This window comes from Mycobacterium sp. GA-1285 (genome assembly GCF_001499905.1).
Lineage (GTDB): Bacteria > Actinomycetota > Actinomycetes > Mycobacteriales > Mycobacteriaceae > Mycobacterium.
Genome location: NZ_LQIS01000012.1, coordinates 97,139 through 121,325, shown reverse-complemented (window position 1 = coordinate 121,325; position 24,187 = coordinate 97,139). Strand labels below are relative to the sequence as shown.

Genomic DNA, 24,187 nt, shown 5'->3' with positions numbered 1-24,187 from the left:
GCGATCACGACCCTGGTGTACGTTTCGCGAGGGGAAACCACCCGCGACGCTCGGCGGCCTCCCGCAGTCTGTGCAAAATGAGCCCGCGGCTGTGCTCCTTGACCACGTGAATGTCCAGCCAACCGAGACGCTCGACGAGCGCGTTGCGACCGATGTCGTGAACGAATCGGCGCCGCTCCGTCTGATGCTGTTCACCGTCGTAATCCAAAGCGATCATCGGTTCGTCCCAACCCATGTCGAGGAACGCCTCAGCGACGCCGTCGCTGACGCGGATCTGAGTACGAGGCCGCGGATACCCTGCGTCGACGACAAGAAGTCGCAACCACGTCTCTTTGGGCGACTGAGCACCGCCGTCCATCAGATCCAGTGCGATGCGGGCACGCTTCATCCCTCGCGCACCGCGATACCGCTCGAGAAGCGGTGCTACGTCGTCAACTGTCAGGCCGGTCGCCGCTGCCAGTGCGTCGAGATGTCTGACCGCCACGTCGCGACTGAGGTGTCGAGCCAGATCCAGCGCCGTGCGTGCTGGTGTCGTCACCGCGAGGTCGCCGATCGTACAGACCTCGTCCCAGTCAATCCGTTCATTTCGGATGACCACTCCACGCCGTGGACGCTGACGCGGGCCGATCATGTCGATCGGTGTGTCGAGGTTTACCCATTGGGCTCCGTGCAGTGAAGCCGCAGCACGCCCGGCCACGATGCCGCGACGATCCGTCCACAGCCAGGCAGCATGTGCGTCGAGTTCAACCGACGGTGACGCACTGCGGGGCACGTAGACGCGTGGCTTGACGCGCTTGTAGCGCGAGCGCAACTGGCCTCGGGTCAGACCCCTGCCGAGTAGTTCGCGGCCTACGAATGCTTCTTCCATGCCACGGATGCTGTCCGGAAGCGCTGACAATTCTGTCCCCGATTCGCGAGGCGTACACCAGGGTTGTGGATAACTCGCTCACACGACCCTGGTGTACGTCTCGCGAAGGAACGCGACCTCAGCGCCAGGACGGCAGCCAGATCTGCATGTTCCAAGTCGCCTGCGATATCGGGATGCCCGTCAGGATCGGGTATAACCACGCGAAGTTCGTCAACACCAGTGCGACATAACAACTCACCGCGATCAGGCCCAGCGTCCGGCGTTCGGCGTTCTGATTCGGCTTGTGCAGGATGTCGCCGAGAATCAACGCGATCATCATCACCAGGAACGGCGCCATCGTCGTCGCGTAGAAAAAGTACATTTGGCGGTCGACGTCGACGAACCACGGCAGAAAGCCCGCGCTGTAGCCCACCAGCGCGACGCCATAACGCCAGTCGCGCTTGACGAATGCCCGCCACACCGCCCACCCCAGCACCGGTACCGCCAGGAACCACATCGCGGGCGTGCCGACCAGCATCACGGCCTTCACGCACGACTGCGCCCCACAGCCGGGCACATCCTGGTTGTCGATCGCGTAGAGCACCGGACGCAACGACATCGGCCATGTCCACGGCTTCGATTCCCACGGGTGATGGTTACCGTCGGCATTGGTCAAGCCGGAGTGAAAGCTGTACGCGGCGTACGTGTAATGCCACAGCGAGCGCAACGCGTCGGGGATCGGCAATACGCTGTCCGGGCCGATCGACTGCCCGACTTCGTGGCGGTTGATGGCCGTCTCTGACGCGAACCACGGCGTGTACGACGCCAGGTATACGCCGAACGGGATGAGCACCAGCGCGTACAACGACGGCCCCAGGTCGCGGCGGAACGCGCCCAGCCACGGCCGCGGGACGCGGTACTGACGCCGCGCAAGGATGTCGAAAACCATGGTCATGACGCCGAAGAACGCGATGAAGTACAGGCCCGACCACTTTGTCGCGCAGGCCAATCCGAGCAACACGCCCGCGCCGAATCGCCACCAGCGGACCCCGAGTCTCGGCCCCCACAGCGTCTCGCCGATGCGGCCCTCCAGCAGCGCGACGTGCATACGCTCGCGCACCTGGTCCCGGTCGACCATCAGGCAACCGAACGCGGCCACCACGAACGTCACCAGGAATCCGTCGAGCAGCGCGGTGCGCGAGGCGACGAAGCTGACGCCGTCGGCGGTGATCAGCAGACCCGCGATGGCCCCCACCAACGTCGAACGGCTGATGCGTCGCGTGATCCGCGCGATCAGGACCACGACGATCACGCCGCACACCGCGCCGGAGAACCGCCAGCCCAACCCGTTGTAGCCGAACAGCGCTTCCCCGATCGCGATCAGCTGCTTGCCCACGGGCGGGTGTACCACCAGGCCGTAGCCCGGGTTGTCCTCGACGCCGTGGTTGTGCAGCATCTGCCAGGCCTGCGGCGCGTAGTGCTTCTCGTCGAAGACCGGCGTCCCGGCGTCGGTCGGCGATCCGAGGTTCAGGAACCGCGTCACCGCGGCCAGTGCGGCGATGACGGCGGTCATCACCCACCCCTGCAGCCGGTCGACCGGGCCGAAGTCCGCGACGGGCACCTGCGGCGCGGGGCTGATGACCGGGACCGCGCGCGGCGCTTTGGTGGCGGGGGCGGTCACGAGTGCGATCGTAGGCTGTCGGCATGAGCCCCGGCCGACTGCTCATAGGCGCCACGCCGCTGGGCCAGCCCTCCGACGCCTCGGCGCGGCTGGTCACCGCGCTGAAGGGCGCCGACGTCATCGCCGCCGAGGACACCCGCCGGATCCGCACGCTCGCCCAGTCCGTCGAGGTCAAGCTGACCGCGAAAGTGGTCAGCCTCTTCGACCAGAACGAGGCGTTGCGGGTCGCGGGCCTGCTCGACGAGATCCGGACAGGTGCGACGGTGCTGCTGGTCAGCGACGCCGGTATGCCGTTGATCAGCGATCCGGGGTATCGCCTGGTGACGGCCTGCATCGACGCCGGGCTCCCGGTCGCCTGCCTGCCGGGCCCGTCGGCGGTGACGACGGCGCTGGCGGTCTCGGGGCTACCGGCCGAGAGGTTCTGCTTCGAGGGATTCGCGCCGCGCAAGCAGGGCGCGCGCAAGACGTGGTTGACGACGCTGGTAACCGAGCAGCGGACGTGTGTGTTCTTCGAGTCGCCGCGTCGGCTGGCGGGCACGCTCGCCGACGCGGTCGACGTGCTCGGCCCGGACCGCCGCGCGGTGGTGTGCCGAGAGTTGACCAAGACGCACGAAGAGATCGTCCGGGGTTCGTTGGCCGACCTCGCCGACTGGGCCGCCGACGGGGTGCTCGGCGAGATCACCGTCGTGCTGGCCGGCGCCGTCCCGAAGGCGGACCTCGAAATTCTGGTGTCCCAAGTCCAACGGTTGGTCGACGACGGTGCGCGGGTCAAGGACGCGTGCGCCGAGGTGGTCGCGGCGAATCCGGGCTCGCCGTCTCGGCGTGAGCTCTACGATGCGGTTCTGCGGTCCCGACGGTGAGGGGGTCCGGCCATGGCACTGCCCGCACTCGTACTGGTTCACGGCGGGGGACTGGCGGCTGATTCATGGGAACTGACGATCGACGAGATCTATCGCCAAGAGCCGGAGTTGCCCGTGCTCGCAGTCGATCTGCCCGGTCGGCGAGGGAAATCGGGGGACTTACTCACCCTCACCATCGCCGACTTCGTGGAGTCGGTGGTCCGCGACATCGAGAATGCCGGTTTCGATGAAGTCGTCATTGCCGGCCATTCAATGGCGGGACTTACCGTTCCAGGGGTCGTCACCGAACTCGGATCGTCCCGCGTGCGCGAGATGATCCTCATAGCCGCATTCGTCCCACCCGAAGGTCAAGCGTTGGTGGACACGATCACCGGTATGTTCGCACGCATCGCCCGTCGCCGCGCGAAGCGGTCTACCATTGCAGTGACACCCTCCTGGATGGTCAGGATCGGTTTCCTCAACGGGACCACATCCGTCCAACGCCGGTTCATGGCGGGCAAGCTTTACCCGGAATCTCCGCACATCCTCACTGAAAGTGTGTCGCGGGAAGCGATGCCGGACGATATACCTCGGACCTGGGTTATGACCCGACGCGATCGCGCGTTATCGCACGAGTTCCAACGCAACGCCATCGACGCGATCGGCGGTGTACAGACGACCATCGAGATGGGCACCTGCCATATGCCGATGGTCAGTGAGCCGGCACGGCTGGCGGAGATACTCGTCGAGCGCTGCCGCCGGTACCGATGATCGGCGCCGCCTTGTGCAGGCACTCCTCCCACTCGCGATCCGGATCCGAATCGGCGGTGATGCCGCCGCCGACGCCGAGGACCGCATTGCCCGACGCGTCGAATTCCACCGTCCGGATCGCCACGTTGAGTTCGCACCCGGCTGCCGGAGAAGCCAATCCAACTGTGCCACAGTAGATTCCCCGCCGAACCGGTTCCCACTCCGCGAGCAGTTGGCGTGCCCGCGTCTTCGGTGTGCCGGTCACCGACGCCGGTGGGAACGTCGCCTCGAGCACCGTCGACATCGGCACCTCGACCGGCACCCGAGCCGACACCGTCGACACCAGGTGCCACACGCCGGGCGCCGGCTCCACGACCAACAATTCGGGCACCGAGACGGTCCCCACATCGGCGACGCGGCCCAGGTCGTTGCGCACCAGGTCGACGATCATGATGTTCTCCGCGACGTCCTTGACCGAGCACCGGAGCGCTTCCGGATCGGCGGAGCGCGGCAGCGTGCCCTTGATCGGGCTCGACGCGATGTACTCACCTCGCCTGCACAGGAACAATTCCGGCGACAACGACACCACCGCCCCCCAACTTCCGGCAACGTACGCGGCGCGCGCCGGCGCGGTCTGTTGGACGGCGTCGGCGAAGAAATCCAGCGGTGAACCGTGGACTCGGCCGCGGAACTGCGTGCACACGCACGCCTGATAGACCTCGCCGGCGGCTATCGCCTCGAGGCAGTCCAGCATTCCCCGCCGGTGCGCATCGCGATCGGCCTCACCCCACTCGACGCGGAACGACCGCTCCTCGACCGGCACCCGCAGCGCCTCGAGCACCCACTCCGGAATCGTTGCCTCGGAGAGGCTTTCGAACCACCACCGCCCATCGCCGTCCTGGCGCAGCACGCAATCGGACCAGCCGCCCGCGCTCTCGGGTATTCGCGGGCCTGAACCGTCGGCCGCCGCGTCCGGGTACGACAGATAGCCGAACCAGCCACCTCCGACCGCATCCCCCGTCCCTGATCCCACCGGGACGTCGAACGCGCGTGAGCACTCGACCGCAGCGACTTCCACCGAAGGCGCGATGACCGCGCCCGAGCCGAACCAATCACCGATCAGGGCCGCCGGCGGCGCCAGCCCGCGATCGGCGGCGGCGTATCCGACGGCGCGCAGAACCGCTGGGGCGCTGCCCAGGTCGCCGAGCAGGTCGATCCGCACCGACTCAGCTTGTCAGATGGTCCGCGTGACTTCCCGCGGGATGTCCACCCCGGCCAACTTGTCCGGGTTGCGCATCACGTAGAAGTGCGAGATCCGGCCCTCGGTGACCTCGATGGTGATGAGCCCCTCGAAGTGGTCCCCGAGGTAGAGCTTGAGCGCCGGCGCGTTGTTGTACATCGCCGGTTCCACGCGGCCGCCCTCGCCCGCGCCCCGCACCAGCCCGATGACGACCCGGGCAACCTTGTCGGCGCCGACAACCGGGCGCCGCGCCGCGCTGACCTTGCCGGCGGAGTCGGCCGTCCACTGCACGTCGTCGGTCAACATCTCGAGCAGCGCGTCGACGTCACCGGTGGCCGCGGCCGCGAAGAACCGCTGCGTGATCTCCATCGACGCCTTGGGATCGACGGGCTCGAACCGCTTTCGCCGCGACTGGACGTGTTCGCGGGCCCGGTGCGCCACCTGACGCACGGCGGTCGCCGACTTGCCGACGGCCTCGGCGATCTCGTCGTGGCTGAAACCGAACACCTCGCGCAGCACGAACACCGCGCGCTCGTCGGGGTTCAGGGTCTCCAGTACGACGAGCATGGCCATCGAAACCGACTCCGCCAGAACGACATCGGATGACGGATCACGCGTGTCGAGCAGCAGCGGTTCTGGTAGCCACGGGCCGACGTACTCCTCTCGCCTTCGCGACCGTGCCCTCAGCGCGTTTAGTGACTGGCGGGTGACGAGCTGGGCGAGGTAGGCCTTGGTGTCGTGCACCTTCGCAACGGGCACCTCGGCCCAGCGCAGGTAGCTGTCCTGCAGCACGTCGTCGGCTTCGGTTGCGCTGCCGAGGATCTCGTAAGCGATCGTGAACAGGAGCGGACGCAGCAGCGTGAACCGTTCGGCGTGTTCGTCACCCGTGCGCTTCATCGGGCCGGTGCCCGCTCGGCGGTGTGGGCCAGCTGCGGGCTGCGGTCGTGGCCCGTGTAGCGGTCGTATGATCCCGGCCGCCTGGCCTCGGCGGCCATCCACTTCAGCGTCAACCGGCACACCTGTTCCTTGACGAAGGCGCCGGCCCGACCGCCGATGTAGAGGCCGGTGGGGGTGTCGTCCTTGCGATGAAACTGCACCGTGCCCGCGCCGCGTCCCACGCTGATGCACTGGGCGGCCATCGGGACGGTGATGCCGGCGGGTTCGCAACCCTTGATTCGGCTGATGATCGTGTTCGCCGCCACGGCGCCCATCGGCAGGCTGGCCTGGCAGCTCATCCGATAGGGCACGTCCGACGGTGACACCGCGTCGCCGGCACCGACGATGCGGTCGTTGTCGACGCTGGTCAGCGTCTCGTCGGTGAGCAGCCGTCCGAGCCCATCGGTGGTCAGCCCACTTGCCGCGGCCAAGCGCGGCACACCGAAGCCGGCCGTCCACACCGTCACCGCACTCGGCACCGAGCGCCCGTCGGCCAGCACGACCCGATCGACGAGAACCTCGGCGACGGCACTGCCTTCGTGCACCGTGACGCGCAGCTTGGCCAGCCGCTTGGCCACAGACCGACGCCCGCTGGCCGCCAACGACGGCCCGAGCACGTCGGTCACCAGCGTGACCGCCCGGCCGGTTTCGGCCAACTCGGCCGCGGCCTCGATGCCGGTCAACCCGCCGCCGACCACCACCACCGGCGCCGAGAGCGGTACATCGGCCATCCGCACGGTCAGCCGTTGTGCCTGCTCCAATTCACTGAGTGGATAGGCGAACTCGGCGGCACCCGGTACCGCCGCCGGGACGGTGCCCGTGCTGCCGACGGCATACACCAGATAGTCGTACGGCAGTGCCGTGCCGGACGTCAGCGTGACGGTACGGGCGGCGGCGTCGATCCGCGAAGCCCCGTCGACCACGAGCCGCACGGCGGGTGACAGCACGTCCGCGTAGTCGGCGACGGCGTCGTCGTTGCCCGCGACCAGCTGGTGCAGGCGAATACGTTCGACGAACTCGGCGCGCGGGTTCACCACGGTGACGCGGGCGTGCGGGGCGAGCCGGTTGGCCGCCATCACCCCGGCGTAACCGCCGCCGATCACAACGACGTTGTTGGTCATCTCGGTCATGTCGATCTCCTCGGGTCATCCGGCTCGCCGTGGCCGCCGGGGGTGGCGGTTCGGCTGAGAGCCGGTCTAACCTCGAGACACCGGGCACTTGGGCAGTGTGACATCTCGAGCCCGAATGTGGCAGAGGTCACTCGCGGCTGATGCTGCGGGGGATCGCGATGCCCGCGAGTTTATCCGGATTACGCACGGCGTACAGGTTGGTGATCTTGTCGTCGATCACCTCAAAGACGAAGAGGCCTTCCAGGTGATCGCCGGTGTAGATGACGACGGCAGGCGCGCTGTTGTAGATCGCCGTCTCGAAGCGCATCGCCGGCGTCTCCTTGGCCACCGCGAACAGCCGTGCCATGAGCGCGGCCACCCTGCGCGCACCGACCACCGGCCTGCGGATGGCGGTGGCCTTCCCGCCGTGGTCCGCGGTCCAGGTGACGCCGGGGGACAGCAACGACATCAGACCCTCCAGGTCACCGGTGGACGCCGCGGCCAGAAACTGTTCGGTGATCTGCTCGGTGCGCCGTTCGTCCACCGGGCCGAAGCGGTTGCGCCGCGCGTGGACGTGTTCACGAGCGCGGTGCGCCATTTGACGCACGGTCGACGCGGATCTGCCTACCGCGCCCGCGATCTCGTCGTAGTCGAAGCCGAACACCTCGCGCAGCACGAACACAGCGCGCTCGTCGGGTGTCAGTGTCTCGAGCAGCACCAGCATCGCCATTGAAACCGATTCGGCCAGCACGACATCGGACGCGGCGTCACGAGATTCGAGCAGCAGCGGTTCAGGGAGCCACGGACCGACGTACTCCTCGCGCCGACGTGACCTGGTGCGCAGCGCGTTCAGAGCTTCGCGGGTCACCAGTTGCGCCAGGTACGACTTCGTGTCGCGCACCGTGTCGAGATCGACCTCGGCCCATCGGAGATAGCTGTCCTGCAGCACATCGTCGGATTCGGTTGCGCTGCCCAGGATCTCGTAGGCGATCGTGAACAGCAGCGGCCGAAAGACGGTGAACCGCTCGGCATGTTCGCCCTGTGTGGTGGTCACGTCTGCGTGACCACCTTCGAGGGCAGCACCGGCTGGTGAGGCCGCGGACCGCCCTTGAGCCAGAATGTCCAGTCCGGTTTGCGGGCCGAGCGCCGCAGCGCCCACAGCGTGCCCTTGCAGACCGCTTCCTTGAACGTAGCGACCGCTCGTCCCGCGAAGTACACGTTCACCGGGGTGTCGTCCTTGCGAGTGAACTGCACCGTTGCGGCCCGCCGACCCAAGCTGATGCAGGACCCGGCGTACGCGTACTCGAACTCGACCGGCGTGGTCCCGGCTACACGGCTCAGCACGGTGTTCGCCGCCTGCGGGGCGAGCTGCGTCGCTGTGGCACAGCACATCCGCAGCGGCTCGTTCGACGGGGCCGCGCAGTCACCGACGGCGACGATACGCTCGTCGTCAACGCTGGTCAGAGTCTCGTCGGTGATGAGGCGACCTATGTCGTCGGTGCGGAGGCCGCTCACGGTCGCGAGGTCCGGCACGCCGAACCCGGCGGTCCATACGGTGAGTGCGGTCGGGCGCACCGCGCCGTCGGCAAAGACGACCGCGTCGGCGCGTAGCTCGGCGACCGTGTCGTTCTCCATGAGCGTCACGCCGAGCTTGGCCAGAGTCCTGGCGGTGGAGCGTCGGCCAGGTTCGGACAGTGACGGCCCCAGGCGCCCACCGCAGACCAGCGTCACGTTGCGGCCCTGCTCGGCGAGTTCCGCGGCGGTCTCGATACCCGTCAGGCCGGCGCCGACGACGGTGATGGGAGCGGCGGGATGGAGTTGTTCCAGTGCGGTGCGCAGCCGCTGCGCCTGTTCGAGTTCGGCGATGGGATAGGCGAATTGGGCTGCCCCGGGGATGGCTGTCGGAACGGTGCCGGTGCTCCCGACGGCGTAGATGACGAAGTCGTAGTCGAGCTCGCGACCGGAGGCCAGACGGACGGTGCGCGCTGCGGTGTCGATGCGGACCGCGGTGTCGATCACGAGCCGGATGCCCTCGCCGAGCAGCGTGCCGTAGTCGACTCCGGCGTCGTACCCGCCCGCCACCATCTGGTGCAGCCGGATTCGCTCGACGAACTTGGGCCTTGGGTTGACCAGCGTGACGTCGACGTTGTCGCGTACGCGAAGGTGGTTGGCCGCCAGGACCCCGGAGTAGCCGCCGCCGATGACGACGACCCGAGTGAGGTGGAATTCGTGTGTGCGTGCGATGAATCCAGTCATGCCCTCTAGACACCGGCCGTCGGCGGGGCGTGACAATATGTGACGTGCGTCACATCGGTTGCTCAGACCAGGCCCAGCGCCAGCATCGCGTCGGCCACCCGGATGAATCCCGCGATGTTCGCACCGGCCACGTAGTTGCCGGGCTGGCCGTACTCGTCTGCGGTGACGAGGCAGCGGTTGTGGATCCGCCGCATGATCTGCTCCAGGCGCTGTTCGGTTTCGACGAACGTCCAGGAGTCGCGCGACGCGTTCTGTTGCATCTCCAACGCGCTGGTGGCGACACCACCCGCGTTGGCCGCCTTACCGGGCGCGAACGTCACGCCGGCCCTTGCGAAGTGCTTGAGCGCGGTGGGTGAGCACGGCATGTTCGCGCCTTCGGCGACGACCCGGCAGCCGTTCTTGATCAGCGTCAGCGCCTCGTCGCCGTTGATCTCGTTCTGCGTGGCGCACGGCAGCGCGATCTCACACGGAACGTCCCACACGTGGCGGTCTGCGACGAATTCCGCTGTGCCACCGCGCAACTGGGCGTAGTCGGCGATCCGGCCGCGGCGCACCTCCTTGACTTCCTTGAGGATGTCGAGGTCGACGCCCTTCTCGTCGACGACATAGCCGCTGGAATCCGAACACGCGACCACGGTGCCGCCCAGTTCCTGGATCTTCTCGATCGCATAGATCGCCACGTTGCCAGAACCGGACACCACGGCGCGCTTGCCCTCGAACGTATCGTTGTTGGCCCGCAGGATCTCGTTGACGAAGAAGACCGTCCCGTAGCCCGTGGCCTCGGTGCGCACCTGCGATCCACCCCAGGTCAGCCCTTTGCCGGTGAGCGTGCCGGACTCGTAGCGGTTGGTGATCCGCTTGTATTGCCCGAAGAGGTAACCGATTTCACGCGTGCCCACGCCGGCGTCGCCGGCGGGTACGTCGGTGTATTCACCGAGGTGGCGGTACAACTCGGTCATGAACGACTGGCAGAACCGCATGACCTCGTCGTCAGAGCGGCCCTTGGGGTCGAAGTCGGCGCCGCCCTTGCCGCCGCCGATCGGCATGCCGGTCAGCGAGTTCTTGAAGATCTGTTCGAAGCCGAGGAATTTGACGATTCCGAGGTATACCGACGGATGGAACCGCAGGCCGCCCTTGAACGGGCCCAGCGCGGAGTTGAACTCGACGCGGAAGCCGCGGTTGATCTGCACGGTGCCGCGGTCGTCGACCCAGGGCACCCGGAAGATGATCTGACGTTCGGGTTCGCACAGGCGGCGAATGACCTCGGAATCGACGTATTCGGGGTGCTTCTCCACCACCGGTCCGAGGCTGTTGAGCACCTCGTACACGGATTGGTGGAATTCGGTCTCGCCTGCGTTGCGCCTGGCGACCTCTTCGTAGAGGTCGTGCAGTTTGTCGTGTAGTCCGTTCACTTTTCGATTCACTCAGCCTGGTAGCGGGGGAACACACCGGTCGGGGCCGGTAGGGCGGTGCCTGGCTTCAGCCGGATGCTGACAGCGGCGAAGGTTCGTTCGTCGGGGTTCTGTCCGAGCAGATCGAGCAGCTTGGCCGACGAGTCGGGCATCACGGGCTGCGTCAGCAGCGCGGCGATCCGCACGACCTCGAGCGTCGTGTATAGCACCGTGCCGAACCGACGCTGGTCCTGGTCCGACTCAGATTTACGCAGCACCCACGGCTCCTGGGCGGAGAAGTATCTGTTCGCCGCGCCCAGGACGGACCAGATCGCCTCGAGCGCCAGGTGCATCGCGACGGCGTCGTAATGGCCACGCACCCGGTCGGTCAGTGCGTCGGCCGATTCGAGCAGCGCCGCGTCGTCGTCGGTGAAATCCCCTGGCTCAGGGACGATTCCGTCGAGGTTCTTGGCCACCATCGACAGCGAGCGCTGCGCCAGGTTGCCCAGCTCGTTGGCCAGGTCGGCGTTGATGCGGGCGATGATCGCTTCCTCGCTGTAGCTACCGTCCTGACCGAACGGCACCTCGCGCAGAAAGAAGTAGCGCACCTGGTCCAGTCCGAACGTGTCGACGAGGTTCACCGGATCGATGATGTTGCCCACCGACTTGCTCATCTTCTCGCCGCGGTTGAGCACGAAACCGTGCGCGAAAACCTTGCGCGGCAACTCGATTCCCGCCGACATCAGGAACGCCGGCCAGTAGACGGTGTGGAACCGGATGATGTCCTTGCCGATCATGTGCAGGTCGGCGGGCCAGTATCGCTGGAACGCCGCCGATGACGTGTCCGGGAAGCCGACGCCGGTCAGGTAATTGGTCAGCGCGTCGACCCACACGTACATGACGTGGTCGGGATGGTCGGGCACCGGCACGCCCCAGTCGAACGTGGTGCGCGAGATCGACAGGTCCCTCAACCCGCCGGAGACGAAGCTGACGACCTCGTTGCGCCGCCCGTCGGGCTCGATGAACTTCGGATGCGCGCGATAGTGCTCCAGCAGCTTGTCGGTGTAGGCCGACAGCCGAAAGAAGTAGGTCTGCTCTTCGGTCCAGGTGACGGGTGCACCGGTTTCGACCGCGACCCGCACGCCGTCGGCGCCGACGCTGGTTTCGGCGTCGGTGAAGAACCGTTCGTCGCGAACCGAGTACCAACCCCGGTAGGAGTCGAGGTAGATGTCGCCGGCGTCGTTCATCCGGCGCCAGATCTCCTTGGACGCCTCGAAGTGGTCGGCATCCGAGGTGCGGATGAATCGGTCGAACGAGATGTTCAGCTTCTCCTGCAGGCGCTCGAACACATCGGAGTTCTGCCGCGCCAGGTCGGCCGTGGGGATGCCCAGCGCTTTCGCCGCTTCGGCCATCTTCAGGCCGTGCACATCGGTGCCGGTCAGGTACCGGACGTCGAAACCGTCGAGCCGCTTGAACCGGGCGATGGCGTCGGTGGCGATGTACTCGTAGGCGTGGCCGACGTGCGGATCGCCGTTCGGGTAGGCGATCGCGGTGGTGATGTAGAAGGGCTCGCTCATTTGAACTCAGCTTATGGTGTGGCGGTGAACGTGAAGCGCTCAGGCAGAAGGGAGCAGCCCCCGGCCCCGCCTCCGCTGAGCCCGCTGATCGACGCGCACACCCATCTCGATGCGTGCGGTGCGTCGGACGCGGCCGACGTCACCGCCATCGTCGACCGCGCCGCTGCGGTCGGTGTCCGGGCGGTCGTCACCATCGCCGACGACCTCGACTCCGCACGCTGGGTCACCGGCGCCGCGGAGGCGGACGAGCGGGTCTACGCCGCGGTCGCGCTGCACCCGACGCGGACCGGCGGCCTGACCGACGAAGCCAAGACCGTCATCGAGCGACTCGCCGGACATCCCCGCGTCGTCGCGATCGGCGAGACCGGGCTGGACCTGTACTGGCCGGGCAAGCTGGAGGGCTGCGCGGAACCCGCCACCCAGCGGGAGGCTTTCGCCTGGCACATCGACCTGGCCAAACGGACCGGTAAGCCGCTGATGATCCACAACAGGGAGGCCGACGACCAGGTGCTCGACGTGCTGGCCGCCGAAGGCGCCCCCGAGACCGTGATCTTCCACTGCTTCTCCTCGGGTCCGGAGATGGCGCGTCGCTGCGTCGAGGCGGGCTGGCTACTGAGTCTGTCGGGCACCGTCAGCTTCAAGAACGCCGAAGCCCTGCGGGAAGCCGCGAGGCTGATCCCGCCCGGGCAAATGCTCGTCGAGACCGACGCGCCGTTTCTGACGCCCCACCCGTACCGCGGCGCACCCAACGAGCCTTACTGCATTCCTTACACAGTTCGGGCGTTGGCGGAGATCGTCGGTAAGCCGGCCGAGGTCGTCGCGCGCGAAACCACCACCACAGCCGAGCGCGCCTACGGCCTTGCGAGTTGCTGACTCGCGGCCTCTCCGTTACCGTGCCTCTCCGTTACCGTGCTGTGACCGAAAGCGAGCACCGCAAGGGCGCGGCGCTCCGTCCGATAGTCGGGGATACACGACGTTTTGAACACTTTCATAAAGCTCAACGAGGCACGCTCACCGCTACTTCGTCTGCTCGTCGGTGCGACGTTGCTCGCGCTCACGTTCGCCGGCGGCTACGCGGTAGCTGCGCACAAGACCGTCACGCTGACCGTGGACGGCTCGTCGACGACGGTGGCGACCATGAAGTCGCGGGTGATCGACGTGGTCGAGGAGAACGGGCTCGCCGTCGGCGACCGCGACGACCTCTTCCCGGCCGCCGATCAGCCGGTGCACCAGGCGGACACCATCGTGCTGCGCCGCAGCCGCCCGCTGCAGCTCTCGCTGGACGGCGAGGACAGCAAGCAGGTGTGGACAACCGCATCGACGGTCGACGAGGCTCTCGCCCAGCTGCGAATGACCGACAAGGCGCCCGCCGCCGCGTCGCGCGGCAGCCGCGTTCCGCTGGCCGGAATGTCCCTGCCGGTGGTCAGCGCCAAGACGGTGCACATCAACGACGGCGGAACGACGCGCAGCGTTACCCTGGCCGCCCCGAACGTCGCGGGCCTGCTCGCCGAGGCGGGCGTGCCGCTCGAGCAGCGTGACACCGTGGTTCCCGCCGCATCGGCCCCCGTCACCGACGGCATGCATGTCGAGATCACGCGCAACCGGATCGACAAGATCGCCGAGCGCGTGCCGCTGCCGGCCGCCCTCAACCGCGTCGAGGATCCGACGCTGAACCAGAGCCGCCAGGTCGTCGAGGACCCGGGGATGCCGGGCACGCAGGACGTGATCTTTGCCGTGGCGAAACTCAACGGTGTGGAGACCGGCAGGTTGCCAGTAGCCAATGTCGTCGTCACCCCGGCCCGTGAGGGCGTCGTACGAGTGGGCACCAAACCCGGGACCGAGGTGCCGCCGGTGTCCAACGGCGCGACGTGGGACGCCCTCGCGCGGTGTGAAGCCGGAGGTAATTGGGCGATCAACACCGGTAACGGGTATTTCGGCGGGGTCCAATTCGACCAGAACACCTGGGAGCGCAACGGCGGTCTGCGGTATGCTGCGAGAGCCGATTTGGCGACCAGAGAAGAACAGATCGCGATTGCTGAAGTCACGAGGGCGCGACAAGGGTGGGGCGCGTGGCCGACGTGTAGCGGGAGGATTGGTGCGCGCTGACCATTCGACTACTCGGGCGGACCGAGATACGACAACTCGCGAAGGCGATCGACTTCCGGCCGCGTAAGTCGTTCGGCCAGAACTTCGTTCACGACGCCAACACCGTGCGGCGAATCGTTTCGGCGTCCGGTGTCCACAAGCACGACCACGTTCTCGAGGTCGGGCCCGGCCTGGGCTCGCTGACGCTGGCGCTGCTCGACCGCGGCGCGCGCGTGACCGCCGTCGAAATCGACCCCGTGCTCGCCCGGCAACTGCCCACCACGATCGCCGAGCATTCGCACAGCGAGATCAACCGACTCACCGTGCTCAACCGCGACATCCTCGGGTTGCGCCGCGAGGAGCTCGACGAGGAGCCGACGGCCCTGGTCGCCAACCTGCCGTACAACATCGCGGTCCCGGCGCTGCTGCATCTGATGGCCGAGTTTCCCTCGATCCGCACCGTGATGGTGATGGTGCAGGCCGAGGTGGCCGAGCGGCTCGCAGCGGAGCCGGGCGGCAAGGATTACGGCGTGCCCAGCGCCAAGGTGCGCTTCTTCGGCAAGGTCCGACGGCACGGCATGGTCTCGCCGACGGTGTTCTGGCCGATCCCCCGGGTGTACTCGGGCCTGGTCGGCATCGAGCGTTACGAGACGTCGCCGTGGCCGACCGACGAGAGCTTCCGTGAGCAGGTGTTCGAGCTGATCGACATCGCGTTCGCGCAACGGCGCAAGACGGCGCGCAACGCGTTCGCCGAGTGGGCGGGTTCGGGCAACGAGTCGGCGCGCAGGCTGCTCGCGGCCAGCATCGATCCGTCCCGTCGCGGCGAGACCCTGTCCATCGCCGACTTCGTCCGGTTGCTGCAGCGGTCGGAAGCGGTCGGCAAGCCGGCGGCTCAGGAAACCAAGGGTTCGATCAGCATCCGCTGACACGTCGATCTACTGCAATGCCCGGACGACCAGCGCGATGAACTCGCGGCAGGACTGGTAACGGTCCGCGGGCGCCTTCGCCAGTGCCTTCGCCACAACCGAGTCGAAAGCCCGTGGCAGCCAGTCGAACTCACGCGAGAACCGCGGTGGCGGGCGATGCAGGTGCGCCTCGACCAGCCCGACCCGGGAATCCTCGCGGAACGGCGGTGACCCCGTGATCAGTTCGACCGCCGTGCAGGCCAACGCATATTCGTCGGTCGCCTCCGATGGCGCCCGACCCGCGATCAGCTCCGGCGCCGAGTACGGCAGCGAGGCCTCCGCCTGCGTCGGGCGGCGGCCGATGTCGTCGGTGATCTCGACCGCCACCCCGAAGTCGATCAGCACGGCGCGTGAGCCGTCGGGTTCGACCAGGATGTTGGCGGGTTTGACGTCGCAGTGCACGATCGCGCGGTTGTGGATGTAGTCCAGCGCGTCGGCGATCTGGCCGAGGGCGTTCAGGCGCTGGGGAACCGTCGGCAGCCGCTGCACTCCGCCGCCGGGGACGAATTCCATCGTCAGCCATCCCGGGCCCCGCTCGTACACGGTCACGATGTGGGGGTGGTCGAGCCGGTGTGCGAACTCGAACTCCCGCCGCAGCCGCGCAGCGTGGGCCCGATCGCGAGCGTGCTCGTCGAGGATCTTGAGCGCGACGACCCCCGCGCGGTTCCGGGTGTCGTGTACCCGGTAGACGGTGGCGGATCCGCCGTGGCCGAGGACCTCGTCGACCACGTAGTCGTCGAACCGGTCGCCGGCGGACAGCACGAGCTCAGACTAGTGTCGACGACCGGGCGCGCCTCTGAGACGGCTGCCCGCCACCGGTGCCCTTTCGATAGTGTCGTGCCGTGCCGGGCTGGAACGGGAACACCGCCTCCGAGTGGGTGCCGACGGGGTCGGTCACCGTGCGGGTGCCCGGCAAGGTCAACCTGTACCTGGAGGTGGGTGACCGCCGCGACGACGGCTACCACGAGCTCACGACCGTGTTCCACGCCGTCTCACTGCTCGACGAGGTCACCGTCAGCAACGCCGACATGCTGTCGCTGGAGATGTCCGGTGAAGGGGCCGAGTCGCTGCCTGCCGACGAGCGCAACCTCGCGTGGCAGGCGGCGGAGCTGATGGCCGAACACGTGGGGCGGGCGCCGGATGTGGCGATCTCGATCGAGAAGTCCATACCGGTCGCCGGTGGTATGGCCGGCGGCAGCGCTGACGCGGCGGCGGTGCTGGTCGCGATGAACACGCTGTGGGAGTTGGGCGTACCGCGTCGCGACCTGCATGCGCTGGCGGCCCGGCTGGGCAGCGACGTGCCTTTCGCACTTCACGGGGGCACGGCGTTGGGCACCGGTCGCGGTGAGGAGCTGGCGACGGTGTTGGCTCGCACGACGTTTCACTGGGTGCTGGCCTTCGCCGACGGTGGACTCTCGACACCGGCGGTCTTCGCCGAGATCGACCGGCTGCGCGAGTCGGCGGGGCCGGCTCGTGAGGCACCGCCGCGGCTGGACGACCCCGAACCGGTGCTGGCCGCGCTGGCGTCCGGCGATGCGGCTCAACTCGCTCCGCTGCTCGGCAACGACCTGCAGCCTGCGGCACTGAGCCTCGACCCGGGCTTGCGTCGAACGCTGCGTGCGGGCACCGAGGCCGGGGCGTTGGCAGGCATCGTGTCGGGATCGGGGCCGACGTGCGCGTTCCTGTGTGCGTCGGCGGGCCAAGCGGTCGACGTCGGCGCGCAGCTGGCGGGGGCGGGTGTCTGCCGCACCGTGCGAGTGGCCAGCGGACCCGTCCACGGCGCGCGGGTGGTGCCGACGCCATCGGCCTCGGCGTGACCCGTCACTCCTCATCCGCGAGCGCACACTCCGGTACGAATCTGCCGGGAGAGACCTGTACCCAGGTGAGCGCTGGACAGCGGTTTGATCACGACTTGATGTGACCCAGACCTCAAATGTCGCGTGAGTTTGGCGGCTACTTAAGAGTTGCATAAGATGACCGATGGTGAAGATCAGCTCGCATGCATCGGACACGACTTCGTTTCCCGCCGCAGACCTCGGTGGGCGCCTCGTCGGACATGGTGAAGGCGGACATGGCCAGAGCTTGGGTGCATCACCATTTCGAGACGTAACCGCTTCCGATTCGTGTGCGTGCCTTCGCGAACGCGTCTGGGATCAGGCGGAGCATATGACGAGGGCATTTGCGCTGAGCCCCCTGCCGCAGGCGCAGCGGCTCCAGAATCCGAGGAGGTCGTCGTGAGCCGATTCACCGAGAAGATGTATCGCAATGCCCGCACCGTGACGACGGGCATGGTGACCGGTGAGCCGCACGAACCCGTCCGCCATACCTGGGGTGAGGTGCACGAGCGGGCTCGCTGTATCGCGGGCGGCCTCGAGAAGGCCGGCGTCGGCCTCGGCGACGCGGTCGGCGTTCTGGCCGGCTTCCCGGTGGAGATCGCTCCCACGGCGCAGGGTTTGTGGATGCGCGGCGCCAGCTTGACCATGTTGCACCAGCCGACGCCGCGCACCGACCTCGCGCTCTGGGCCGAAGACACGATGAACGTCGTGCGGATGATCGAGGCCAAGGCCGTGATCGTCTCCGAGCCCTTCCTGGTCGCCGTGCCGGTGCTCGAGGAGCAGGGCATCAAGGTCCTCACGGTGTCTGATCTGATGGCGTCCGAACCGATCGACCCGATCGACGTCGGTGAGGACGATCTCGCGCTGATGCAATTGACGAGCGGCTCGACTGGATCTCCGAAGGCAGTCCAGATCACGCACCGAAACATCTACTCCAACGCCGAGGCGATGTTCATCGGCGCCGAGTACGACGTCGAGAAGGACGTCATGGTCAGCTGGTTGCCGTGCTTCCACGACATGGGCATGGTCGGCTTCCTGACCATCCCGATGTACTTCGGCGCGGAACTGGTCAAGGTCACGCCGATGGACTTCCTGCGCGACACCCTGCTGTGGGCCAAGCTGATCGACAAGTACAAGGGCACGATGACCGCGGCGCCGAACTTCGCCTATGCGCTGTTCGCCAAACGGTTGCGCCGTCAGGCCAGGCCGGGTGAGTTCGACCTGTCGACGCTGCGGTTCGCGCTGTCGGGCGCCGAGCCCGTCGAGCCCGCCGACGTCGAGGACCTGCTGGATGCGGGTAAGCCGTTCGGGTTGCGTCCCGACGCCATCCTGCCCGCCTACGGTATGGCCGAGACGACGCTGGCGGTGTCGTTCTCGCCGTGCGGCGCGGGTCTCGTCGTCGACGAGGTCGACGCCGATCTGCTGGCCGCGCTGCGCCGCGCCGTGCCCGCGACCAAGGGCAACACCCGACGGCTGGCCTCGCTGGGACCGCTGCTGCGGGACCTCGAGGCCCGGGTCATCGACGAGCAGGGCAACGTGATGCCTCCGCGCGGCGTCGGCGTCATCGAGCTCCGCGGTGAATCCCTGACGCCCGGCTACATCACCATGGGCGGATTCATCCCGGCGCAGGACGAGCACGGCTGGTACGACACCGGCGACCTCGGCTACATCACCGAGGAAGGCAACATCGTCGTGTGCGGCCGCGTCAAGGACGTCATCATCATGGCGGGCCGCAACATCTATCCCACCGACATCGAGCGCGCCGCATGCCGTGTCGAGGGGGTCCGGCCCGGATGCGCCGTCGCCGTGCGCCTCGACGCGGGCCACTCCCGGGAGACGTTCGCCGTCGCCGTGGAGTCCAACTCCTGGCAGGATCCCGCCGAGGTACGCCGGATCGAGCAGCAGGTCGCACATGAGGTCGTGGGCGAGGTCGACGTCCGGCCGCGCAACGTCGTCGTGCTCGGTCCCGGCACCATTCCGAAGACACCGTCGGGCAAGCTGCGCCGCAGCACCTCAGTCTCGCTCGTCACCTAGTTCCTCTGTTGGCGCGACCGTGCGAACAGCAATTTGCGCACGGTCACGCCGGGCCCACGCGCAGCCGGGGATAACGAGCTGTCGGTGAATGTCGATACGGTCGGTGTCATGCCTTCCGCTCCCGCCATCGAGGCGATCGACCTGGTGAAGCGCTTCGGCGACGCCTCCGGCGGACCCGCTGTCGACCGGGTCAGCTTTGTTGTTCCGCCCGGCACCGTTCTCGGCCTGCTGGGCCCCAACGGCGCCGGAAAGACCACCACGGTGCGGATGATGACGACGTTGACCGAACCGACCAGCGGCACCGCCCGCGTCGCCGGCTACGACGTCGTCCGCGAACCCGACCAGGTGCGCCGCAACATGGGTCTGACCGGTCAGGTCGCGACCGTCGACGAACTGCTCACCGGCCGCGAGAACATCCGGATGATCGGCGGGCTCTACGGCATCGGCAGGAAAGACCTCGCGCGGCTGGGTGGCCAACTGCTGGAACAGTTTTCACTCGACGACGCCGCGGATCGCGTGGTGAGGTCCTACTCGGGCGGCATGCGCCGCCGGCTCGATCTCGCGGTGAGCCTGCTCGCCTCACCGCCGGTGTTGTTCCTCGACGAGCCGACCACCGGGCTGGATCCGCACAGCCGCAACCAATTGTGGGACGTGCTCAGGGATCTGGTCAGGCAGGGCACCACGCTGCTGCTGACCACCCAGTATCTCGAGGAGGCCGACCAACTCGCCGACAACATCCTGGTGATCGACAAGGGCCGCATCATCGCCGAGGGTTCGCCACTTCAGCTCAAACAACAGGCAGGCAACGCCAGCCTCGTCGTCACCGTGACGAAAGCCGAGGATCTTCCCGCCGCCGAGGCGCTGCTGGCCAAGGGCGGCACCGAGGTGTTCGTCAACGTCGGCGCTCGTGAATTGACCACAGCCGCAGACGGTCTCGACGACATGATCCGCGTCGCGGGCTGGTTGCGGGAAAGCAACATCGCCGTCGACGACATCGGATTGTCGCGACCGAGCCTCGACGACGTGTTCCTCTCGCTGACCGGCCACCGCAGCGAAAAAGAGGACGCATGACAACCAAGAGGGACATGACGATCATGGCGCCACCTGCGCAGGCCCCCGAGCGACGGGTCGCGGTTCGACGCACCAACATAGCTCAGCAATCGTGGATCATGGTCAAGCGCAACATGATCCACACCAAGCGCATGCCCGAGATGCTGAGCGACGTCACCGCGCAGCCCATCATGTTCGTGCTGCTGTTCGCGTTCGTGTTCGGCGCCTCGATACCCAACCCCGGAGGCACCAATTACCGCGAGTTCCTGCTCCCAGGCATTCAGGCGCAGACCATCGTGTTCTCGGCATTTGTCGTGGCATCCGGTATCACCGCCGACGTCGAGAAGGGCATCATCGACCGGTTTCGGTCGCTGCCGATCTCGCGGTCCTCGGTGCTCATCGGTCGCAGCATCGCCAGCTTGATCCACTCGTCGCTGGGCGTGGTGGTGATGGCGCTGACAGGCCTGGCGATCGGCTGGCGCATCCGCGGCAGCGTCGCCGAGGCGGTACTGGCCTTCGCTTTGGTACTGGTCTTCGGCTTCGGAATGATCTGGTTCGGCATCCTGGTCGGCTCACTGCTGCGCAGCGTCGAAGCCGTCAACGGTGTGATGTTCACCGTGTTGTTCCCGATCACGTTCCTGGCCAACACGTTTGTGCCGACCGAGCCGATGCCGCACTGGCTGCGGGTGATCGCCGAGTGGAATCCCGTTTCGTCGCTTGCGCAGGCGATGCGCCAGTTGTGGGGTAACGGCGGACCCGCACCGGAGAGCGCGCAGCTGCCGCTGCACCATCCGGTGCTGGCAACCGTCATCTGGTCCCTGTTGCTGACGGCGGTCTTCGCACCGTTCGCCCTGCGCGCCTACGCCCGCCGCACCGGTGGCTAGGCGCGAATCGCCACCACCGTCCAGGCGGGCAGGATCGGCGCCCGGGTGAGGAAGTGATCCGACTGCCCGGTCGCCCGCAACAGCACCTGCGTTCGCAGAATGCAACAGCCCATGCGGACCATCGCGAAGATCTCATACCAGTCGAGATCCTGCAGTGGCCTGCCGAGCATCTCCTCATAGCGTCCGATCACCGAATCGCGGCTGTCGAAGCCTTCCAGTTCGGGGTCGAGGTCCAATCCGTTGACCTCGAGCATCTGCTTGCGCGTGGCCAGCCACCACGCGACATCGGCCTCAGCGGGACAGACGCAGGCCTGTTCCCAGTCCAACGCGCCGACGAGTTCGCCGGAATCGTCGAAGATGGCGTTGGACAATCGCGCGTCACCCCAGCAGATACTCAAATCCGCTGTGGCAGAGGGTTGGCGACGCGTCAGCCAGTCGAAGGCCTCGGTGACGTCGTCGGGGACGTGGTTGTCGGTGCCCCATTTCACGTATTCCCGCCACCAGTCGAGTTCAGCGCTGACACCGACACCGCCCGGCCGCGCCAGCCACGGAGCCTGCCCGGGGGGCACTCGATGTAGGCGCGCCATGGTTTCCAGGAACGAGTCGTGCACTCGCCGTTGGACGGCCACGCCTGCGTCGTGCAACCAACCCCGGGTGGCGTAACTGGTGTCGGACGGCGTGTGGCCGACAATGCGCGGCATCACAAGGAATTTCGATCCGATCCACGATTCGTCGGGTTCGTAGTGAATCGGCGACGGTGTCGCGACACCGTGTTCGCGGAGAAGTCGCTGCGTCGCGGACTGCGCGTTGAAGTCGTAGTCGGGAAAGATCCCGCCGCCCGCGGGCGGTATCCGGATGACGTGCTCGCTGGAGCGCCCGCCGATGTCGACCGAGAACACCAGCGTCTCGCTCGACCACCCAGCGGCCCGGTTCGCCGGTCGGAGTTCGGATACGACCACCTCGTCGGCGTGCCCGTGGGCGAACCAGTCGCGCAATCTCGCGCGGGTGGCCTCGAGGTCGCGTCTGACCAGAGCGATGCCCGCCATGCAAAGTAGGGTTACACGACGATGCTGCAATGTAAAGGCTGCGGCTATTACATCCGATGGTCGGTATCTGATTCGCTTCTCGACGTGACCCGACGGCCTGCGGCGTGGCGCAGCTCGGCGAGGAAACTCTCGGGACTGCCGCCTCCGAGCAGATAGTGGCACACGGCGATGCGGACGACGGCCGCGGCGGCGACATCGTTGTTGTCGCCGGGAATGATCCGCGCGATCCGCTCGTGCATGATCGGCAGCACACGCCTCATCTGATGAAGCACGTGTTCGGGTTCCACATCGGCGAGCGATCCGAGCGAGTACGTGCTCTGAAACTCGACGACGAACCGCAATGCCGCATCGAGGCGTTCGGGACCCACGAGGCCTGCCATCGCGGTTGCGATCCCCGCATCGAAGTTGTCTTGCTCGTAGAGGCCGAACGCCTCGAGCAAGCCCTCCTTCGAACCGAAGTGGCGGTACAGCGTCGGGCGGGAGACGCCTGCTTCGGCGGCGACATCGGATAGTTGCAACTTGCGCCGGCCATCGCGGGCCAGCACGACGAACGTGGCGGCGAGGATGCGTCGCCGCGTCGACTGCTCGGCATCCTCGGTACGGGCCACGACCAACCTTTACATTCAGGGGGTCAAATGTCACACTGACGCTACATCATGCCCGAGCGTCCCATTGACGGGTGAGTCACCGGACAGCGCACGTCACGTCCGGTGCGGAGGAGAGCAACGGTGACCGACCTCATCGTCCGCAAAATCGGATGGGAGTTCGACATGTCGGTGCCGTTCATGTGGCAGCCGGCCAATCCGAACTTCGGACTGTTCTGTAACGCGTTCACGTTCATCGCGGTGCCGTTCGAGCGCTACATCGTCAGCGCGGTGCGGATGGCCGCGGACCGGTTGGCCGAAAGCCCGCACGTCGCGGCGGAGGCCGAGGGGTTCCTCAAGCAGGAAGCGCAGCATGCCGCGGCGCACCGCAAGCACATGCTCGCGCTGATCGACCGCTATCCGGACCTCGAACAGTGCTACGCCGACGCCTGCGCGGCCTATGACGAGCTGTTGAAGAACGAGCCGGTCGCCTTCCACCTCGCCTACGTCGCGAACCTGGAAGCGACGTTCACCCCACTGTTCAAAGTGATTCTCGACCACCGTGATTCGCTGTTCGGCGGGGGCGATGCGCGGGTCGCCTCGCTGATGATGTGGCATTTCGTGGAGGAGATCGAGCACCGCAGTTCGGGGCTGATCCTGTGCAATCACGTCAACCCCCACCCGTGGTCCCGCGTCAAGTACATCAAGAGAACGTTCAGCCACGTCGGGGCTGTAGCCGACGCGATCGCGAAGGCGTTCGACGAGGTGGTGCCGATCGAGGATCGCGGCGTCTCCACCCGCGAATTGTTGTCCGGCGACTTCTTGACGGGTGAGCTCAAACACCGCCTGCCCATCGTGCGTCGCCTCCGCGACGGCGGGGTTGCGCCGACGATCTTCCAACCGGTTCCGACCGCCGACCTGGCCAAGATGGTTTGGCGGCTGGCGCTTTCGCAGATGCCGTACCACGATCCCGCCGATCAACCGCTGCCCGCGTGGGCGCAGACCTGGATGAGCGCCTACGACAGCGGCGCGGACATGACGACGTTCGCCCGGTCGTCGGGCACCAGGGGAAGGTGAC

At 67.0% G+C, this 24,187-nt stretch carries 22 protein-coding genes; 10 read left to right on the top strand and 12 right to left on the bottom strand.

Annotation, left to right across the window (positions count from 1 at the left end; genetic code table 11):
• Positions 1-4: 4 nt before the first annotated feature.
• Both AU193_RS09410 and AU193_RS09405 read right to left on the bottom strand, forming a co-directional pair.
• Positions 5-868 carry a type IV toxin-antitoxin system AbiEi family antitoxin gene (locus AU193_RS09410; protein ID WP_064422096.1) on the bottom strand — a complete coding sequence of 288 codons (864 nt, stop codon included), beginning with the start codon at positions 866-868 and terminating at the stop codon, positions 5-7.
• 118 nt (positions 869-986) lie between these two features.
• Positions 987-2,528 (bottom strand): dolichyl-phosphate-mannose--protein mannosyltransferase, encoded by a 1,542-nt coding sequence (locus tag AU193_RS09405; protein WP_064422095.1) that lies wholly within the window; start codon positions 2,526-2,528, stop codon positions 987-989.
• A gap of 23 nt (positions 2,529-2,551) precedes the next feature.
• Between AU193_RS09405 and rsmI the strand changes: the two genes are divergently transcribed.
• Both rsmI and AU193_RS09395 read left to right on the top strand, forming a co-directional pair.
• Positions 2,552-3,388 (top strand): 16S rRNA (cytidine(1402)-2'-O)-methyltransferase, encoded by an 837-nt coding sequence (gene rsmI / locus AU193_RS09400; RefSeq protein WP_064422094.1) that lies wholly within the window; start codon positions 2,552-2,554, stop codon positions 3,386-3,388.
• 12 nt (positions 3,389-3,400) lie between these two features.
• Positions 3,401-4,138, top strand: coding sequence for an alpha/beta fold hydrolase (locus tag AU193_RS09395; RefSeq protein ID WP_064422093.1), 738 nt, complete (start codon positions 3,401-3,403; stop codon positions 4,136-4,138).
• Here the strand turns inward: AU193_RS09395 and AU193_RS09390 are convergent.
• The 7 genes from AU193_RS09390 to metG all read right to left on the bottom strand — a co-directional run bounded on the left by AU193_RS09390 (position 4,080) and on the right by metG (position 12,626).
• Positions 4,080-5,339, bottom strand: a complete 1,260-nt coding sequence (locus tag AU193_RS09390; RefSeq protein ID WP_064422092.1) for an aminodeoxychorismate synthase component I — start codon at positions 5,337-5,339, stop codon at positions 4,080-4,082. The genes AU193_RS09395 and AU193_RS09390 overlap by 59 nt on opposite strands.
• Before the next feature lie 12 nt (positions 5,340-5,351).
• A complete protein-coding gene (locus AU193_RS09385; RefSeq protein WP_064422091.1) occupies positions 5,352-6,254 on the bottom strand; it encodes an RNA polymerase sigma-70 factor in 903 nt (300 codons plus the stop codon).
• On the bottom strand, positions 6,251-7,423 hold the full coding sequence (locus AU193_RS09380; protein ID WP_064422090.1) for an NAD(P)/FAD-dependent oxidoreductase: 1,173 nt from the start codon (positions 7,421-7,423) through the stop codon (positions 6,251-6,253). The genes AU193_RS09385 and AU193_RS09380 overlap by 4 nt, the downstream gene beginning before the upstream one ends.
• A 127-nt stretch (positions 7,424-7,550) precedes the next feature.
• Positions 7,551-8,456 carry an RNA polymerase sigma-70 factor gene (locus tag AU193_RS09375; RefSeq protein ID WP_064422089.1) on the bottom strand — a complete coding sequence of 302 codons (906 nt, stop codon included), beginning with the start codon at positions 8,454-8,456 and terminating at the stop codon, positions 7,551-7,553.
• Positions 8,453-9,658 (bottom strand): NAD(P)/FAD-dependent oxidoreductase, encoded by a 1,206-nt coding sequence (locus AU193_RS09370; protein WP_064422088.1) that lies wholly within the window; start codon positions 9,656-9,658, stop codon positions 8,453-8,455. Before AU193_RS09370 ends, AU193_RS09375 begins: the two co-directional genes overlap by 4 nt.
• 62 nt (positions 9,659-9,720) lie before the next feature.
• Positions 9,721-11,070, bottom strand: coding sequence for an NADP-specific glutamate dehydrogenase (gene gdhA, locus AU193_RS09365; protein WP_064422087.1), 1,350 nt, complete (start codon positions 11,068-11,070; stop codon positions 9,721-9,723).
• 8 nt (positions 11,071-11,078) lie between these two features.
• Entirely contained in the window at positions 11,079-12,626 is a 1,548-nt protein-coding gene (gene metG, locus AU193_RS09360; RefSeq protein WP_064422086.1) for a methionine--tRNA ligase, read from the bottom strand.
• 24 nt (positions 12,627-12,650) lie between these two features.
• Here metG and AU193_RS09355 point away from each other — a divergent pair, with 24 nt between their 5' ends.
• From AU193_RS09355 to rsmA, 3 genes are all read left to right on the top strand, one after another.
• Entirely contained in the window at positions 12,651-13,499 is an 849-nt protein-coding gene (locus AU193_RS09355; protein ID WP_064422238.1) for a TatD family hydrolase, read from the top strand.
• Positions 13,500-13,604: 105 nt separating this feature from the next.
• Positions 13,605-14,732 carry a resuscitation-promoting factor gene (locus tag AU193_RS09350; protein ID WP_064422085.1) on the top strand — a complete coding sequence of 376 codons (1,128 nt, stop codon included), beginning with the start codon at positions 13,605-13,607 and terminating at the stop codon, positions 14,730-14,732.
• Positions 14,729-15,637, top strand: a complete 909-nt coding sequence (gene rsmA / locus AU193_RS09345) for a 16S rRNA (adenine(1518)-N(6)/adenine(1519)-N(6))-dimethyltransferase RsmA (RefSeq protein WP_064422084.1) — start codon at positions 14,729-14,731, stop codon at positions 15,635-15,637. The genes AU193_RS09350 and rsmA overlap by 4 nt, the downstream gene beginning before the upstream one ends.
• Before the next feature lie 9 nt (positions 15,638-15,646).
• Here rsmA and AU193_RS09340 read toward each other — a convergent pair whose 3' ends face one another.
• Complete coding sequence (locus AU193_RS09340) at positions 15,647-16,438, bottom strand: serine/threonine-protein kinase (protein ID WP_064422083.1); 792 nt, start codon at positions 16,436-16,438, stop codon at positions 15,647-15,649.
• Between the two features lie 80 nt (positions 16,439-16,518).
• Between AU193_RS09340 and AU193_RS09335 the strand changes: the two genes are divergently transcribed.
• The 4 genes from AU193_RS09335 (at position 16,519) to AU193_RS09320 (ending at position 21,479) form a co-directional block, all read left to right on the top strand.
• Positions 16,519-17,493: a 4-(cytidine 5'-diphospho)-2-C-methyl-D-erythritol kinase gene (locus tag AU193_RS09335; RefSeq protein ID WP_064422082.1), complete on the top strand. Its 975-nt coding sequence runs from the start codon at positions 16,519-16,521 to the stop codon at positions 17,491-17,493.
• 417 nt (positions 17,494-17,910) lie between these two features.
• Complete coding sequence (locus AU193_RS09330; protein WP_064422081.1) at positions 17,911-19,545, top strand: fatty acyl-AMP ligase; 1,635 nt, start codon at positions 17,911-17,913, stop codon at positions 19,543-19,545.
• Positions 19,546-19,653: 108 nt separating this feature from the next.
• Positions 19,654-20,616: an ATP-binding cassette domain-containing protein gene (locus AU193_RS09325; RefSeq protein ID WP_064422080.1), complete on the top strand. Its 963-nt coding sequence runs from the start codon at positions 19,654-19,656 to the stop codon at positions 20,614-20,616.
• A gap of 14 nt (positions 20,617-20,630) precedes the next feature.
• Positions 20,631-21,479: an ABC transporter permease gene (locus AU193_RS09320; protein WP_064422237.1), complete on the top strand. Its 849-nt coding sequence runs from the start codon at positions 20,631-20,633 to the stop codon at positions 21,477-21,479.
• Here the strand turns inward: AU193_RS09320 and AU193_RS09315 are convergent.
• Positions 21,476-22,525, bottom strand: coding sequence for a phosphotransferase family protein (locus AU193_RS09315; protein ID WP_064422079.1), 1,050 nt, complete (start codon positions 22,523-22,525; stop codon positions 21,476-21,478). The two genes, AU193_RS09320 and AU193_RS09315, sit on opposite strands and share 4 nt — an antisense overlap.
• Before the next feature lie 47 nt (positions 22,526-22,572).
• The gene (locus AU193_RS09310) at positions 22,573-23,133 is read right to left on the bottom strand and encodes a TetR/AcrR family transcriptional regulator (protein ID WP_064422078.1); all 561 of its coding nucleotides are present in this window, start codon (positions 23,131-23,133) and stop codon (positions 22,573-22,575) included.
• A 120-nt stretch (positions 23,134-23,253) separates the two neighbouring features.
• Between AU193_RS09310 and AU193_RS09305 the strand changes: the two genes are divergently transcribed.
• Positions 23,254-24,186, top strand: coding sequence for a metal-dependent hydrolase (locus AU193_RS09305; RefSeq protein WP_064422077.1), 933 nt, complete (start codon positions 23,254-23,256; stop codon positions 24,184-24,186).
• The last annotated feature ends 1 nt before the right edge of the window (position 24,187 follow it).